The sequence below is a fragment of the Geodermatophilus sp. Leaf369 genome (assembly GCF_001424455.1).
In the GTDB taxonomy this organism is placed as follows: Bacteria; Actinomycetota; Actinomycetes; order Mycobacteriales; family Geodermatophilaceae; genus Klenkia.
Genome location: NZ_LMQA01000002.1, coordinates 527,900 through 543,026 on the forward strand (window position 1 = coordinate 527,900; position 15,127 = coordinate 543,026).

Below are 15,127 nucleotides of genomic sequence, written 5' to 3' on the forward strand. Positions count from 1 at the left end.
GCGAGTCGTGGGGGGCGACGGGGCCCTCTCACATCGAGCAGTGCGCGCCCTTCGACGGGGGCACGTCCAGGGTCGGGTTGCGGTCGAAGAAGCCGGTGGGCTTGAGCTCGAACCGGACGATGTCCACCGGCATGACCGGCCAGTCCTCGACCCGCGGCACGTGGTGCAGACCGAACACGTGCCACAGGACGACGTCGGTCGCCTCGGTGGATCGACCGGCCTTCGTCCACTCGGGGAGCCCGGCGTCGGCGGAGCTCTGGTTGCAGAACTCGCCCGACGGCCAGCGCTCCGCGGCGTCGAACGGGGTGACCCACACCGGGTGCGCCACCACGCCGGCCCGCTGGATGAGCGGTGACTCCGGCCCGGCCAGGGCGGGGATCGCCGCGGTCGGCACCAGCTTGTAGCTCGTCGGCGCGCCCCAGGCGTTGCGCCTGGACGCCGAGGTGACCTTGAAGCCGCGCTGGGAGGCCCAGTCCAGGTCGAGCCCGCCCTCGGTGGTGATCGGCGTGGACCGCGAGGTCAGCGCCATGCCGTAGGGGTTGCCCGGGCCGATCGGCGGCACCTCGGTGTGCACCTGCACGACGGTGTTGTCCGGGGTGTCGACCTCCATGTCCAGCCGCGCGACGATGAAGTGCTGGTGGATCGGGGCGTAGGTGTGGTCGTCGACGACGGTGCCGTGCTCCGGCGGGGTGTTCTCGAACGCCGAGGTCACCATGATCCCGGTCGCCCGGACCTCGCACTCGATCTGGCCGTCCTGGTAGAAGCGCCAGTAGACGAGGTACTCGTAGTTGGCCACGGTCGCGTGGAAGCTGACCACCAGTCGCCGGGAGCGGCGCACCTCGGCGCCGGCGTGCTCGTCGACGTGCTTCCAGAGGACGCCGTCGTCCTCCTCGTGGATGCAGATGGCGTTCGTGATCGTGTACGGCTCGGCGTGGCTGTCGTGCAGCACCGCGTCGACGTAGGTGATCTCGCCGAGGCAGTCGCAGCCCAGCTCCAGCGACGTCGTCATGAAGCCCAGGCCCCACTCGCCGATGTCGAAGGCGGTGCGGCGGTAGTGGTCCTCGCTGGGGTCGCGGTAGGGCACGACCATCTCGGCGAAGCTCATCCGGTGCGCGACCGAGCGCCCGTCGATGCCCACCCGGTGCAGCACCAGGCCCTCGCGGTGGGTGAACCCGATCCGCATCGACCAGCCCAGCCAGCTCAGCTCGTTGCCGTCGAGGGTGAACGAGACGCCCTCGGGCTGGGTGACCTCGAAGGGCTTCACGTCCTCCCGCTGCACGAGCCCCGGGACGAGGGAGGGGACGTACTCGCCCATCGCGTTCTCCGGGGCGGCCACGGTGAACGAGTCCTCGATGTCCAGCAGCTCCATGGTGTTCAGGTCGACCACGTGGTGCAGGCCGTTCACCGGGTGCGCGTAGGGGTTCCCGTTCGGCGTCTCGCGCACCCACACGTCGGTCCAGCCCACCCGGCGGTCGCTGAACTGCTGGGGGATGAGCGAGTGCCCGTAGGCCCACGTGTCGATGAGCACCAGTTCGAGGTCGGTGATGCCGCGGGCGGCCAGCGAGGCGATCACCCGCTCGTCGGCGATCAGCGCGACGTGCGCCTCGTGCCACTCGTCCACGGTCATGTTCGGCTGCTCGCCGGGCACCGCGGCCCAGTCCAGGACGGCGTCGTCGGTGAGGGAGACGACCGCCTTGTAGGCGGTGTTGCTGGCCTGCTCGAAGCAGGTGACCAGCGCCGTGCGCGGGTTCGGGTCACCGGCCCGCCAGGTGCGGACGACGTCCTTGGCCGGTTCGCGCAGCTCGATCGAGGCGAACCGCCAGCCCTCGGCGACGCCCTTCTCCCGGCGCAGCACAGCCGCGGCGGCGCGGAACTCGTCGGCGGACAACGGGTCGAGCGGGTGTGCGGTCACGGCTGGTTCCTGTCTGCGAGCAGCGGGAGCGAGGGGTCGTAGGGGGGCAGGGTCGAGCGCCGCCGGGCGATCGCGCTCAGTGCCTCGAGCACCACCCGGTTGGCCAGCGCGGCGGTGATGTCGGCGTGGTCGTAGGGCGGGGACACCTCGACCACGTCGATGCCGACCACCGGCAGCTCCAGGCAGATGCGGCGGACGGCGTCCAGCAGCTCGCGGGCGGTCAGCCCGCCGGGCTCGGGGGTGCCGGTGCCCGGCGCGTGCCCGGGGTCGCAGACGTCGATGTCGACGGAGAGGAAGACGCCGTCGCAGTCGTCGGTGGCGATGGTGGAGGCCTCGGTCAGGCAGGCCGCGAGGCCGCGGTGGCCGATCTCGGTCATCTCGTAGGAGCGCATGCGCTGCTGCGCCATCCAGTCCAGCGTCTCCGGCGGTGGCCAGTAGCCGCGCAGCCCGACCTGCAGGAACCGGTCCCCGCGCAGCGCGCCGGACTCGATCAGCCGGCGCATCGGCTGGCCGTGGCCCCACAGGGAGCCGAACTCGATGTCGCCGGTGTCGGCGTGCGCGTCGAAGTGGATCATCGACACCCGGCCGTGGCCGAGCACGTCGGCCACCCCGCCGGCGTCGGCGAACGCGATGGAGTGGTCCCCGCCGAGCACCACCGGGATCGCCCCGGCCCGCACGACGTCGGCCACCGCGGCACGCAGCGCGGGCAGGGCCACCTCGATGTCGCCGGAGTACATCTCGACGTCCCCGGCGTCCAGCACGCGCAGGTCGCGCAGCCCGTCGGTGCGCAGGGCGAGCGAGGGCCGCGAGCCGTCGTGCGGCAGGTAGTCGGTCATCCGGATCGCCTGCGGGCCGAACCGGGTGCCCGGCCGGTGGCTGGTCCCGCCGTCGAACGGGGCACCGAGGACGACGACGTCGGCGCCGGCCATCGACGCCGGGTCGGTGTGGTCGCAGCGGTCCACGCCCAGGAACGTGATGTCGGGGCCGAACTGCGGGCCGTAGCGGGCCATCAGCGTCTCCTCTGTCCGGCGACGGAAACCGTCGGTGCACGCTACCGTGACGACCGGATCCGTCGTCCAGCCCGGCAGCCCCTGATCGGAGCGCTCATGAGCGAGTACGTCGTCGTCGACCCCGCCACCGGCGAGACCGTCGCCAGCTACCCGACCGCCACCGACGAGCAGGTCGAGCAGGCGATCGCGGCGGCCACCGCGGCGCACCGCGGCTGGTCGCGCAGCTCGACCGCGGCCGAGCGCGGGGCCCTGCTGCGCCGGGTCGCCGAACTGCACCGCGAGCGCAAGGACGTCCTCGCCGCACTCATCGTGCGGGAGATGGGCAAGACGATCACCGCGGCGGAGGGCGAGGTGGACTTCGCCGCCGACATCTACGAGTACAACGCCGACAACGCCGAGAGGGTGACCGCCGACCAGCCGATCGAGCTGGCCGACGGCGCCGAGGGCACCGCGGTGATCCGCCGGGCCTCGCTGGGCCCGCTGCTGGGCGTCATGCCGTGGAACTTCCCCTACTACCAGGTGGCCCGGTTCGCCGGCCCGAACCTGGCGGTCGGCAACACCATCGTGCTCAAGCACGCCCCGCAGTGCCCGGAGTCCGCCGCCGCGATCGAGCAGGTGTTCCTCGACGCCGGCTTCCCCGAGGGCGCCTACGTCAACGTCTACGCCAGCAACGACCAGGCGGCGACGATCATCGCCGACCCCCGGGTCGCCGGGGTCTCGCTCACCGGCTCCGAGCGGGCCGGCACCGCCGTCGCCGAGGTGGCCGGCCGGCACCTGAAGAAGGTCGCCCTCGAGCTAGGCGGCTCCGACCCGTTCGTGCTGCTGTCCACCGACGACCTGGACGGCGCCGTCTCCGCCGCGGTCGAGGCCCGGATGGACAACAGCGGTCAGTCCTGCAACGCCGCCAAGCGCTTCGTCGTCCACGCCGACCTGTACGAGGACTTCCTCGCCGGCATCACCGCGAAGATGACCGCGATCGTGCCGGCCGACCCCACGAAGGCCGAGACGGAGCTGGGCCCGATGTCCTCGCTGCGGGCGGCGCAGACGCTGGAGGAGCAGGTGCAGCGGGCCGTCGCGCACGGCGCCACCCTGGTCGCCGGCGGCACCCGCACCGACGCGTTCTTCGAGCCCACCGTGCTCACCGACGTCACCCCGGACAACCCGGCCTACGGCGAGGAGTTCTTCGGCCCCGTCGCCGTCGTCTACTCGGTGCCCGACGAGGACGCCGCGGTCGCCCTCGCCAACGACACCGGCTTCGGCCTGGGCTCCTACGTGTTCACCACCGACGCGGAGCAGGGCGAGCGGGTCGCTGACCGGATCGAGGCCGGCATGGTCTACGTCAACCTCGTGCTCGCCGACTCCCCGGAGCTGCCCTTCGGCGGCATCAAGCGCAGCGGCACCTCGCGCGAGATGGGGCTGCTCGCCGCCGACGAGTTCGTGAACAAGAAGCTCGTCCGGATCGGCTGAGCGGGCCACAGCGACCGCTCAGCGAGGGGCTGGGGGCGGCACAGCGCGGGACCCGACGGTGGTCACACACCCACCGGAACCGCGCAGGAGTGATCGTGACCGACCCGCAGCCCCACCCGACCGAGCAGTTCCCGACCGCGACCCCGCCGGCCGTCGAGGTCGAGGAGGCCCCCCGACGGCGCGGGCGGAAGCGGGTGGCCCTGGTCGCCGCGCTCGCCGTCGCCGTCCTCGCGGTCGGCGGTGGGGGTGGTTTCGCCATCGGCCGGGCCACCGCGCCGGAGACCGCCTCGACCTCGACCACCGATCAGCAGTTCCCCGGCGGCGGGCCGGGTGGGCAGCTGGGCACGCCCCCGGACGGTGGCGGGCCGATGGGCACCCTGCCCGGGCAGGACGACACCACCGACGACGGGACGGCGGAGGAACCCACCGCCTGAGCACCGATGACCCGGCGGGCGGACACCGGTCTAGAGGGCAGGCGGGCGAGGATGGTCGCCCCGACACCCCAGGAGGACCCCGTGCGCATGATCTTCGTGAACCTGCCGGTCACCGACGTGGAGGCCGCCAAGGCCTTCTACGCCGGACTCGGCTTCGAGCAGAACCTGCAGTTCTCCGACGTCGACACCGCGAGCTTCGTCATCGAGGAGAACATCACCGCGATGGTGATGACCCGGGAGAAGTTCGCCGGGTTCCTGCCGCACGGGGCGACTGCGGGTGACCCGTCCCGTGCCGTGTCGGTGATGAACGCGTTGTCGGCAGCCGACCGGGCCGAGTGCGACGACCTGCTGGCCCGGGCGCTGGCGCACGGTGGCACGCAGTTCACCGCGCCGCAGGACCACGGCTTCATGTACGGCACCAGCTTCGCCGACCCCGACGGCAACGTCTGGGAGGCGGTCTGGATGGACCCGTCGGCCATGGCGGGCTGACCCGCCGAGGGTGAGCCTCGCCGTGGTGGGGTGAGCCGCGGTCGACAGCGGCTCACCCCACCAGCAGGCGGTCCTTCCTCAGCGGCGAGCGAGCTGACGTTCGCCGTTGGGGCCGGTGGCGTAGGGCAGCTGGTAGTGCGCGAACACCTTCGGCTCCTCCTCGGCGGTGAGCTCGCCGTCGGTGTCGATGTTCGGGGCGGCCTTGGCCAGGTCGCGGGGGTAGGACACCCGGACCTCGCGGGGGCCGACGGTTGCGTCCTTGAGCGGGATGAAGACCAGGCTCTTGCCGCCGATCAGGCCGCCGATCTCGACGCCGATGAAGGACGGCTCGTCGCTGACGACGTCGACGTAGACCGACTCGAGGCTGCCGATCTTGTGGCCCTCGTTGTCGACGACGTTCTCGCCGCGCCAGTCGCGGATGTTGCCTGCGGGGATCATGCGGGTCCTCCCGTGGTGCTCGGCTCCGGATCTCGGAGCGTGTCGGCGCGAGGATGCCCCAGATCGGTCGTGCGCAACCGTCGACGTGCGGGGTGTCACCCCAGGTGTGCCTCGATGGCGGCGCGGACCTCGGCGGAGTCGGGCTCGGTGCGCGGGCGGAAGCGGGCGACGACGTCCCCGCTGCCCGAGAGCAGGAACTTCTCGAAGTTCCACTGCACGTCGCCGGCCTGGCCGGTGGCGTCGGGGACGGCGGTCAGCGCGCGGTAGAGCGGATCGGCGTCCGGGCCGTTGACCTCGAGCTTGTCCGTCATCGGGAACGTCACGCCGTAGGTCGCCGAGCAGAACGTCTCGATCTCCGCGGCGGTCCCGGGCTCCTGACCGGCGAACTGGTTGCAGGGGACGCCCAGCACGGTGAACCCGCGGTCGGCGTACTCCTGCTGCAGCGCCTCCAGCCCGCGGTACTGCGGGGTCAGCCCGCACCGGCTGGCCACGTTCACCACCAGCGCCGTCCGGCCGCCGGTGAGCTCACCGAGGGTGGTGGGGGAGCCGGCGAGGGTGGACAGGGGCAGCTGCAGGAGGTCGGTCACGGGTCCACCTGATCAGACCCGGGTGCCGGCCAGCCGGACAGGTCGTCGGGGACGTCGACGGCCTGAGCCCGCAACATCTCCAGCGGCACGACCTCCAGCGCGCGGGCGTTGGTCGCGGCCAGCACCACCCCGGCCGGCGCCCCGGCCTCGAACGCCTGCCGCCAGCGGACGGCGACCACGCACCACCGGTCGCCCGGCGTCAGCCCGGCGAAGCCGTACTCCGGGCGCGGGGTGGTCAGGTCGTTGCCCAGCGCGGCCTGCATGGCCAGGAACTCGGCGCTGACCACGGCGCACACGGTGTGGCTGCCGACGTCGTCCGGACCGCTGGAGCAGTGCCCGTCGCGGTAGAAGCCGGTGACCGGGTCGGTGCCGCAGACCTCGAGCGGCCCGCCGAGCACGTTGCGCTCCCCGGGGGCGGTCACGCCGGTCCGTCCGAGCCCGCGGCGTAGTCGCGCAGCGGGATCTCGTCGGCTGCCCAGGCGTCGAGCACCGGCTGCACGATCCGCCAGCCCTGCTCGGCCTCGACGTCGGAGATCGACAGCGTCGGGTCGCCGGACAGCATCTCGCGCAGCAGCAGCCCGTAGGCCGGGAGCGTCTGCTCCGGGGACGTCGCCCGCAGCACCTCGCGCTCCAGGTCGAAGGGGTCCCCGGCGCCGTTGAGGTTGATCTCCAGCGCGATGCCGTCGGGGGACAGCTGCAGGCGCAGCACGTCGGGCTCGGGCTGCTCGTCGGCGAAGGCCAGGTGCGGCACCGGCTTGAACCGGACGACGATCTCCTTGCGCTGGGTGCCCAGCGCCTTGCCCGTGCGCAGCCGGAACGGCACCCCCGACCAGCGCCAGTTCTCGATGGTCACGGTGAACTCGGCGTACGTCTCGGTCTGCCGCGCGGGGTCCACGCCGTCCTCGGAGGCGTAGTCGGGCAGCTCGCGGCCGTCGATCGTGCCGGCGGTGTACCGGCCGCGCACGCTGCCGGCGACGTCGGCCCGGACCGCACGCAGCACGTCGCCCTTGCGGGCCTGCAGGGTCGCCGCGTCGAGGGACTGCGGCGGCTCCATCGCGACGACCGCGAGCAGCTGCAGCAGGTGGTTCTGCAGCATGTCCCGCAGCGCGCCGGCCTTGTCGTAGTAACCGGCCCGGCCCTCCAGCCCGAGGTCCTCGTCGAAGACGACGTCGACGCTGTCCACGTGCTGGGCGTTCCACACCGGCTCGAACACCCGGTTGGCGAAGCGCAGGCCCAGCACGTTGAGCACGGTCTGCTTGGCCAGGAAGTGGTCGATCCGGAAGACGCCCTCCTCCGGCACCAGCCCGTGCAGCACCTCGTTGAGCTCGCGGGCGTCCTCGATGCCGGTGCCGAACGGCTTCTCGACCACGACGCGGGAGCCCTCGGGCAGCCCGACCTCGCGCAGCGCGGTCAGCGTGGGCAGGAAGACGGTGTTGGGCAGTGCCAGGTAGACCACCGGTACGCCGTCCACCCGGTCCAGCGCCCGGCGCAGGTCCGCGGGGGAGGTGACGTCGCCGTGCTCGTGACCGAGCTGGGCCACCACCTTCTCCCGGGCGTCCTCGCCCAGGTCCTCGGCGTGCGCGGTCAGCCGCTCGCGGGCCCAGTCGCGGTAGGCCGCGTCGTCCCAGTCCTGCTGGCTGACCGCGAGCACCTGCACGTCACCGTCCAGCACCCCGCGTTCGTAGAGCTCCGCGAGGCTGGGCAGCAGCAACCGGCCGGTGAGGTCGCCGGAACCCCCGAGGACGACGAACGAACGCTTCACCTGCGACCTGCCTCTGCGCGACGTGCCTGGGCGATCTTCCACCCGGAGGCTATGACCCCGAGGTGGCTGAACGCCTGCGGGAAGTTGCCGAGGAACGAGCCGTCCCTCGGGTCGATCTCCTCGCTGAGCAGGCCGAGCGGGGTGGCCCGGGCGCACAGCGAGTCGTACAGGGCCTCGGCCTCGTCGAGCCGGCCCTGCCCGGTGAGGTTGTCCACCAGCCAGAAGCTGCAGAGCAGGAACGCGCCCTCCTGGCCGGGCAGGCCGTCGTCGGACTCCGAGTGCAGGTAGCGGTAGAGCAGGCCGTCGCCGGCGTCGAGGTGCTCGCGCACCTTCTCCACGGTCGCGACCATCCTGGGGTCGTCGAAGGGGACGACGCCGCGCAGCGGGAGGGCCAGCAACGAGCCGTCGAGCCCGCCGTCGTTGGCCTCGCCGTCCTCGGCCAGGTGCTCGGTGAACGTGCCGCGCTCGTCGTCCCACGACCGTTCGAGGACGGCGGCCCGCATCTCCCGGGCGGCCTCGGTCCAGCGCTCGCGCGGGTGGTCCAGGCCGCAGCGCTCGGCGATCTGCAGCGCGCGGTCGACCGCGACCTGGCACATCGCCACCGAGTAGGTGAACGGTCGGCCGGCGCCGCGGATCTCCCAGATGCCCTGGTCCGGCGTCGTCCACATCTCGATGGCCTGCTCGGCGAGGGCGTGCAGGGCCTCCCACAGGTGGGCGTCGACGACACCGCCGTCGGTGGTCCACTGGTGGGCGACGTCCATCAGCTCGCCGTACACGTCGTGCTGGGTCTGCCCGGCCGCGCCGTTGCCCCAGTGCACCGGGCCGGAGTCCCGCCAGCCGCGCAGGGCCGGGTCCTCCCACTCCTCCGGCGGCTGCCCGCCGTCCAGGGCGTACATGATCTTCGGGCCGCCGTCGCGCTCGGCGTTGGTGAGCGTCCAGGCCAGGAACGAGTCGGCCTCGGTGGTCAGCCCGATGCGGCGCAGCGCGTAGACCGAGAAGGAGGCGTCGCGGACCCAGGTGTAGCGGTAGTCCCAGTTGCGGACCCCGCCCACCTCCTCGGGCAGGGACGACGTCGCGGCGGCCATGATCGCGCCGGTCGGGGCGTGGTCGAGCAGCTTGAGGGTGATCGCCGAGCGGCGGACCAGCCGGCGCTGCGGGCCCTCGTAGCGGATCCGGCCGGCCCAGGCGCGCCACGCGGTCGCGGTCTGGTGCACCAGTGCGGCCGGGTCCTGGCGGTCCTGCAGCCGGGTGTTGCCCGACCAGTGCAGGGCCACGGTGAGGGGGTCGCCGGCGCGCAGCGTCACGGTGCCGCCCAGGGACCCGTCGTCGGCGACCTCGAGCGGGTGCGAGGACCACAGCGTGAGCCGCAGGTCGGGCTGTGCGGGCCAGGACAGCGCCCAGCCGCCGCCCTCCGGGCGCACCTGGACGTCGTCGCGGGGGCGCAGCCGCACGGTCAGCTCGGCCGAGCCGCTGACCACCCGGGCCAGCCGGAGCAGCTCCGAGCGCCCGGCGGGCACCAGCTCGGTGAGGTCGGCGCCGGCGCGCAGGGTGAGGCAGTCGGTGATCTCGACGACGCCGTCCGGGCCGTGCAGCTCGGTGAGCAGCACCCCGGTGTCGTCCAGGTAGCGCTGGTCGGCGGTCTCCAACCCGGCCATCGAGATCGAGAACTCCCCGCCGCGCTCGTGGTCGAGCAGCCCGGCCAGGAACGGCGGGGAGTCGAAGTCGGGCAGGCACAGCCAGGGGATCGAGCCGTCGCGGGCGACGAGCGCGCAGGTGGCGCCGTCCCCGATCAGGCCGTGGTCCTCGATCGGCAGGTGCCCACGGTCGCGGGTCAGGGGGCGGGTCGGCACGGTGCTCTCCAGGGTGTCGGCTCGTCGATGGCCCCTGACCTGCCCGTTCCCCGGCGGTCGAACCCCCAGGGTGTGCGTTCTGACAGGGTGGGTCTGTGACGGCCGACACCCCGCTCTGGTCACCCACCCCCGCCTCGATCGCGGCCAGCCGGCTGGGCCGGTTCGCCGCCTGGGTCGACGAGCGGCGCGGGCTGTCCCTCGGGCAGGACTACGACGCGATCTGGACGTGGTCGACCGAGCACCTGGACCAGTTCTGGGCCGATGTCGCCACCTGGTTCGACGTCTTCCCCGGCGAGGCCCCGGTGCGGGACGACGAGGTGCTGGGCTCACGGGCGATGCCGGGCGCGGAGTGGTTCCCCGAGCGGACCCTGAACCTGGCGCAGCTGGCGCTGCGGCACGCCTCCGACGACCGACCGGCGTTCATCGCGGTGCACGAGACCGAGACCGGGTTGAGCGACCCCGAGGAGCTCTCCTGGGCGTCGTTGCGCGGGCAGGTGGGGGCGTTCGCGGCCACCCTGCGCGGGCTCGGCGTCCAGCGGGGTGACCGGGTCGCGGGGTACCTGCCCAACGTGCCCGAGGCGGTGGTCGCGTTCCTGGGGTGCGCCTCGATCGGCGCCGTCTGGTCGACCTGCGCGCCGGACTTCGGCACCCGCAGCGTGCTCGACCGGTTCGCCCAGATCGAGCCGGTCGTGCTCGTCGCCGTCGACGGCTACCGGTTCAACGGCAAGGAGCACGACCGCCGGGACGTCGTGGCCGAGCTGCGGGCCGCGCTGCCCACCGTGCGGACGACGATCGCGCTGCCGCGGCTGCACGTCGAGGTCCCGGACGGCGCGCTGGCCTGGGCCGACGCCGTGGCCGACGAGCAGGCGCCGGTGTTCGAGGCGCTGCCCTTCGACCACCCGCTGTGGATCGTCTTCAGCTCGGGCACCACCGGACTGCCCAAGGGGATCGTGCACGGGCACGGCGGGGTGGCCCTCGAGCAGCTCAAGCAGGGCGGGCTGCACATCGACGTCGGGCCGGGTGACCGCTTCTACTGGTACGCCTCCACTGCCTGGATCATGTGGAACATCGCGACCTGCTCGCTGCTCACCGGGGCGACGGTCGTGGTGCACGACGGGGCGCCCGGGTTCCCGACCCTGGACACCCAGTTCGCCGTCGCCGAGGCGACCGGGCTGACCTACCTGGGCACCAGCGCGGGCTACCTGACCGCGTGCGAGCGGGCCGGACTGCGTCCGGTGGACACCCGGGACCTCTCCGCGCTGCGCAGCATCGGCTCGACCGGGTCACCGCTGCCGGCGGCGGCCTACGAGTGGGTGTACTCCAGCGTGAAGCCCGACGTGTTCCTGGGCTCGCTGTCCGGGGGCACCGACGTCGCCACCGGGTTCATCGGCTCCTCGCTGCTGCTGCCGGTGGTCGCCGGGGAGCTGCAGCGGCCGATGCTCGGCGTGGCCGCGGCGTCCTGGGACGAGGCCGGCCACCCCGTCGTCGGTGAGCTGGGCGAGCTGGTCGTCACCGAGCCGATGCCCTCGATGCCGCTGTTCTTCTGGGCCGACCCCGACGGCACCCGCTACCGGGAGGCCTACTTCGAGCCCTGGCCGGGGGTGTGGCGGCACGGTGACTGGCTGGAGACCACCCCGACCGGCAGCTGCATCATCACCGGCCGCTCGGACTCCACGCTCAACCGTGGCGGCGTCCGGATGGGCACCGCCGACCTGTACGCGGCGGTGGAGTCCATCCCGGCGATCGCCGACTGCGTGGTGCTGGGCGTCGAGCAGCGCGACGGCGGCTACTGGATGCCGCTGTTCGTGCAGCTGGCGCCCGGGTTCGAGCTCACCGACGCGCTGGTCACCGAGATCCGGGACGCCGTCCGCCGCGACGCCAGCCCCCGGCACGTTCCCGACGAGGTGATCGTCGTCCCCGGGGTGCCGCACACCCGCACCGGCAAGCGGCTGGAGGTGCCGCTCAAGCGGCTCTTCCAGGGTGTCGCGCCGGAGAAGGCGCTGAACGTGGGCGCCGTCGACGACGCCTCGGTGGTCGACCACTACGTGCAGCTGGCCGCCGAGCGTGGGGTGCGCTGAACCAGGGGAGCCGTCAGCCGTTCGGGCGGCCGCCGCCCATGCCCCCGCCGCCGGGCATCCCGCCGCCGCCCATGCCGGTGCTCGCACCCTCGCCGGCGGTCACCGTCGTCGAGCTGCCGTCAACGGTCACCGTGTACGTCTCGCCGCTGGTGATGCCGGCGGCGGAGACGACCAGGGAGGCGGCGTCCTTCTCGGTCGTCCAGCTCGCGACGACGGTGCCGTCCCCGGCGGTCACCTGGACGGTGTCGCCGGCCGCGGCCGACCCCGACCAGACCAGCCAGCCCTGCGACGAGTCGGTGCCCGGCGTCTCGACCATGCCGGCGCTGCCGCCGGCGACCAGGGTGCCGCCGCTGACGGTGATCCCGCCGTTGCTGTCCAGCGCGCCGTTGCCCTGCCCGGTCGGGCCGTACACGGTGGTGTCGCCACCGGTGACCGCCAGCGAGCCGTTGGAGTCCAGCCCGTCGCCCTCGGCGTCCACGACGAGGGTGCCGCCGCTGATGGTCAGGGTGCTGCCGTCGTCCCCCATGCCACCGCCCATGCCGCCGCCGGCGTCCGACGTCGTCCCGGTCGAGGCGTTCACCCCGTCGTCGGACGACGTCACCGCGACGTCGCCGCCGCTCAGCGTGACGGCCGCGCTCTCCAGCCCCTCCACGGACGACGCGACGGTGAGCCTGCCGCCGGAGACGGTGAGGTCGACATCGGCGTGCACCCCGTCGTCCCCGGAGTCCAGCGTGAGGGACCCGCCCGTCACGGAGACCGCGCCGTTGGAGTGCACGGCGTCGTCGGTGGCGTCCACGGTCGTGGCACCGTCGCCGACCACGACGCTGACATCGCCCTCGAGCCCCTTGGCGGCGGCGGTGACGTCCAGCGTGCCGCCGCCCACGACCACGTCGGTCGCGGCGTCGACCCCGTCGACACCGGCGGTCACGGTGACCGAGCCGTCGGCGACGTAGACGTACCCGCGGGTGACGTCCTCGGTGTCGTCGCTCTTCAGCCCGTCGCCGCCCGCGGTCACCGTCACGTCGCCGTCGAGCACGACGACGGAGTCCTGCCCGCGGATGCCGTCGTCGGCTGCGTCGACGACGACCGTCCCGGACTCGACCGTGACGCCGTCGGAGCTGTTGATCCCGTCGTTCGACGCCCCGGTGACCTGCAGCGAGCCGGTGCCGGTGACCACCAGGTCCGCCGACGAGTCGATCGCCGCGCTGGTGCGGTCGTCGGCGTGGTCGGCGGTGTCGGCGACCTCGTTGGTCGAGCCGTCGGCCAGCGACAGCACCACCGTCTCGGCGTTCGTCACCGCGATGCCCGCGCTGGTCGGTGAGGTGATCGTGGCGCCGTCCAGCACCAGGACGACGTCCTCGGTGTCGGCGGTGTCGACGACGACCTGCCCCTCGAGCTCACCGGACAGCACGTAGGTGCCGGCTGCGGTGATGGTGACCGTGTCCCCGTCGACGGACACCGCATCCGAGTCGGCCGACGCGGTGTCGCCCTCCAGCGAGATCGCGGTCCCCGAGCCCACGTCGGACGACGTCACCCAGCCGTCGTTCGCGGCCAGCGCCGCCTCGACCGTCGTCCCGGTGGCGGCGGTGACCGCACCCGCGACCTCGGCGGAGACCGCGGTGTCCGACGACGCCGTGGTGGTGGAGGTGGTGCCGCAGGCGGCGATGAGGGTGGCGGCGGCGCCGGCCACGAGGGCGGCGCGCAGACGACGGACGGTCACGAGGACTCCAGAGCGGTGAGGTGGCGGGTGAGGACGGGGTGCCAGCGGTTGGCCGGCAGGGTGGGGTGCAGTGCGGCGAGGCCGGTGCCGAACTTGGAGATGCGGGCCGGGCGGACCCCGCAGCGCCAGAGCAGCCGGTCGGCGGCCGAGGGCTGCGCGCCGGACTTGGTCTCCACGACCACCCGGTGCGGCAGGTCGAGCCGGCGGCCGTCGGGGGTGGTCCAGCGGAGTCCGGCGTCGAGGGTCAGCCGGCTGTCGGAGCGGGGGAGCAGCAGCGTCGTCCGGCGGTAGGTGGTGGTCAGCACCGGCACCAGCGCGACGCCGCGCAGGTCGGGCAGGCCGGCGGCGCAGAACGCGTCGTCGAGGAAGGCCCGGTCGCCGCCGAGGGAGCGCTGCTTGACCGTGGCGCCCCGCGGCCCGCGGGTCTTGAGCTCCAGCCAGGTCTCGCCGGTCTCCAGGTAGGTGCGGCGGCGGACCTTGAAGCGGCGGCGCCGGCCGTGCGCGGCCAGGTGGTAGCCGGCGAGGTCGGGGGTGTCGAGGTACAGCGAGCCATAGCCGGAGTCCCGCCGTCCCTGGATGCAGAGCACCCGGGGCGCCTCGGTCGCGGCCAGCCGGGCGAGCACCTGCTCGGCGTGCGCCGGGGTGAGCAGGTACTTGCGGTCGACCCGGGTCTGCAGCGCGGCCCGCTCGACCAGCTCGGCGAGCTCGACGGTGGGCAGGTCGGCGACGACGCTCACCGGCGGGCCTGCGCGGTCAGCTGCTCGTGCGCACCCGTCAGCGCGGGGTGTGCGGACAGCTCGTACCGGACGTCGACCAGCGTCGTGTCGTCGACCAGGTCGACCCGCTGCACCGTCACCTGGTGCACCCGGGCGCCCAGCAGGCCCTCCAGGTGCGCGGTGAGCGCGGACTCGTCGGTGAACGCCCGGTCCAGCACCAGGGTGGTGTGCCGGTGCCGGCGGAACAGCCGGGGGTGCCCCGAGGCCCACATGACCACGACGATCAGCGCCATCAGCAGGGGCACCAGCCACTCCGACTGCGCCGTGCCCGAGCCCAGCCCGCCGAGCAGCCCGAGCGCCAGGGCCGCGAAGTAGAACGCCACCTCGTGCTGGGCCAGCTCGGTGGAGCGCAGTCGGATGATCGACAGCACGCCGAACAGGCCCAGCCCGAGCCCCGCGCCGACGCTGCTGGTGGACAGCGCGGCAGCGACCGCCAGCACGCCGACGTTGACGCCGAGGAAGGCCGCGAGCAGGTCGCGGCGGCGGTGCCGGGGGAAGTAGACGCCGAAGGCCAGGACGCCGATGGCGACCAGGTCGGCGAGGTAGAGCACGAGCGAGGACATCGGGATCCGTCCGTCGGGGGTGGGGTTCGACGGGGACTCTG

14 protein-coding genes are annotated in these 15,127 nt (G+C 73.3%); 4 read left to right on the forward strand and 10 right to left on the reverse strand.

What is annotated here, in order from left to right; genetic code table 11:
• Positions 1-28: 28 nt before the first annotated feature.
• Together ASG36_RS11390 and speB are read right to left on the reverse strand one after the other, a co-directional pair.
• Positions 29-1,912 (reverse strand): primary-amine oxidase, encoded by a 1,884-nt coding sequence (locus ASG36_RS11390; protein ID WP_055763827.1) that lies wholly within the window; start codon positions 1,910-1,912, stop codon positions 29-31.
• Entirely contained in the window at positions 1,909-2,922 is a 1,014-nt protein-coding gene (speB, locus tag ASG36_RS11395; RefSeq protein ID WP_055763829.1) for an agmatinase, read from the reverse strand. The genes ASG36_RS11390 and speB overlap by 4 nt, the downstream gene beginning before the upstream one ends.
• A 96-nt stretch (positions 2,923-3,018) precedes the next feature.
• On the opposite strand from speB, the gene ASG36_RS11400 reads away from it, so the two are divergent.
• From ASG36_RS11400 to ASG36_RS11410, 3 genes are all read left to right on the forward strand, one after another.
• A complete protein-coding gene (locus ASG36_RS11400) occupies positions 3,019-4,389 on the forward strand; it encodes an NAD-dependent succinate-semialdehyde dehydrogenase (protein WP_055763830.1) in 1,371 nt (456 codons plus the stop codon).
• Positions 4,390-4,484: 95 nt separating this feature from the next.
• Positions 4,485-4,823: a hypothetical protein gene (locus ASG36_RS11405; RefSeq protein WP_157498768.1), complete on the forward strand. Its 339-nt coding sequence runs from the start codon at positions 4,485-4,487 to the stop codon at positions 4,821-4,823.
• Between the two features lie 87 nt (positions 4,824-4,910).
• A complete protein-coding gene (locus tag ASG36_RS11410; RefSeq protein ID WP_082523126.1) occupies positions 4,911-5,312 on the forward strand; it encodes a VOC family protein in 402 nt (133 codons plus the stop codon).
• A gap of 78 nt (positions 5,313-5,390) precedes the next feature.
• On the opposite strand, the gene ASG36_RS11415 is transcribed toward ASG36_RS11410, so the two are convergent.
• The 5 genes from ASG36_RS11415 to ASG36_RS11435 form a co-directional block, all read right to left on the reverse strand.
• Positions 5,391-5,750, reverse strand: coding sequence for a PRC-barrel domain-containing protein (locus ASG36_RS11415; RefSeq protein ID WP_055763836.1), 360 nt, complete (start codon positions 5,748-5,750; stop codon positions 5,391-5,393).
• Between the two features lie 95 nt (positions 5,751-5,845).
• Entirely contained in the window at positions 5,846-6,337 is a 492-nt protein-coding gene (locus ASG36_RS11420) for a glutathione peroxidase (protein WP_055763838.1), read from the reverse strand.
• Positions 6,334-6,759 (reverse strand): DUF2237 family protein, encoded by a 426-nt coding sequence (locus ASG36_RS11425; protein ID WP_055763840.1) that lies wholly within the window; start codon positions 6,757-6,759, stop codon positions 6,334-6,336. The genes ASG36_RS11420 and ASG36_RS11425 overlap by 4 nt, the downstream gene beginning before the upstream one ends.
• Positions 6,756-8,099 carry a glucose-6-phosphate dehydrogenase gene (locus ASG36_RS11430; protein ID WP_055763842.1) on the reverse strand — a complete coding sequence of 448 codons (1,344 nt, stop codon included), beginning with the start codon at positions 8,097-8,099 and terminating at the stop codon, positions 6,756-6,758. The genes ASG36_RS11425 and ASG36_RS11430 overlap by 4 nt, the downstream gene beginning before the upstream one ends.
• On the reverse strand, positions 8,096-9,949 hold the full coding sequence (locus ASG36_RS11435; protein WP_082523026.1) for a glycoside hydrolase family 15 protein: 1,854 nt from the start codon (positions 9,947-9,949) through the stop codon (positions 8,096-8,098). Before ASG36_RS11435 ends, ASG36_RS11430 begins: the two co-directional genes overlap by 4 nt.
• Before the next feature lie 95 nt (positions 9,950-10,044).
• On the opposite strand from ASG36_RS11435, the gene ASG36_RS11440 reads away from it, so the two are divergent.
• Positions 10,045-12,027 (forward strand): acetoacetate--CoA ligase, encoded by a 1,983-nt coding sequence (locus ASG36_RS11440; RefSeq protein WP_055763844.1) that lies wholly within the window; start codon positions 10,045-10,047, stop codon positions 12,025-12,027.
• Between the two features lie 13 nt (positions 12,028-12,040).
• On the opposite strand, the gene ASG36_RS11445 is transcribed toward ASG36_RS11440, so the two are convergent.
• The 3 genes from ASG36_RS11445 to ASG36_RS11455 are packed head-to-tail and all read right to left on the reverse strand — an operon-like array spanning position 12,041 to position 15,086.
• On the reverse strand, positions 12,041-13,747 hold the full coding sequence (locus ASG36_RS11445; RefSeq protein ID WP_055763846.1) for a carbohydrate-binding domain-containing protein: 1,707 nt from the start codon (positions 13,745-13,747) through the stop codon (positions 12,041-12,043).
• Positions 13,744-14,484, reverse strand: coding sequence for a VTC domain-containing protein (locus ASG36_RS11450; protein WP_055763848.1), 741 nt, complete (start codon positions 14,482-14,484; stop codon positions 13,744-13,746). The genes ASG36_RS11445 and ASG36_RS11450 overlap by 4 nt, the downstream gene beginning before the upstream one ends.
• Positions 14,481-15,086 (reverse strand): DUF4956 domain-containing protein, encoded by a 606-nt coding sequence (locus ASG36_RS11455; protein ID WP_055764991.1) that lies wholly within the window; start codon positions 15,084-15,086, stop codon positions 14,481-14,483. Before ASG36_RS11455 ends, ASG36_RS11450 begins: the two co-directional genes overlap by 4 nt.
• Positions 15,087-15,127: the final 41 nt, after the last annotated feature.

Bases quoted from the DNA above. Each gene is read 5' to 3' on its own strand.
- speB (WP_055763829.1), bottom strand. From the start codon at position 2,922: ATGGCCCGCTACGGCCCGCAGTTCGGCCCCGACATCACGTTCCTGGGC.
- ASG36_RS11400 (WP_055763830.1), top strand. From the start codon at position 3,019: ATGAGCGAGTACGTCGTCGTCGACCCCGCCACCGGCGAGACCGTCGCC.
- ASG36_RS11410 (WP_082523126.1), top strand. From the start codon at position 4,911: ATGATCTTCGTGAACCTGCCGGTCACCGACGTGGAGGCCGCCAAGGCC.
- ASG36_RS11415 (WP_055763836.1), bottom strand. From the start codon at position 5,750: ATGATCCCCGCAGGCAACATCCGCGACTGGCGCGGCGAGAACGTCGTC.
- ASG36_RS11455 (WP_055764991.1), bottom strand. From the start codon at position 15,086: ATGTCCTCGCTCGTGCTCTACCTCGCCGACCTGGTCGCCATCGGCGTC.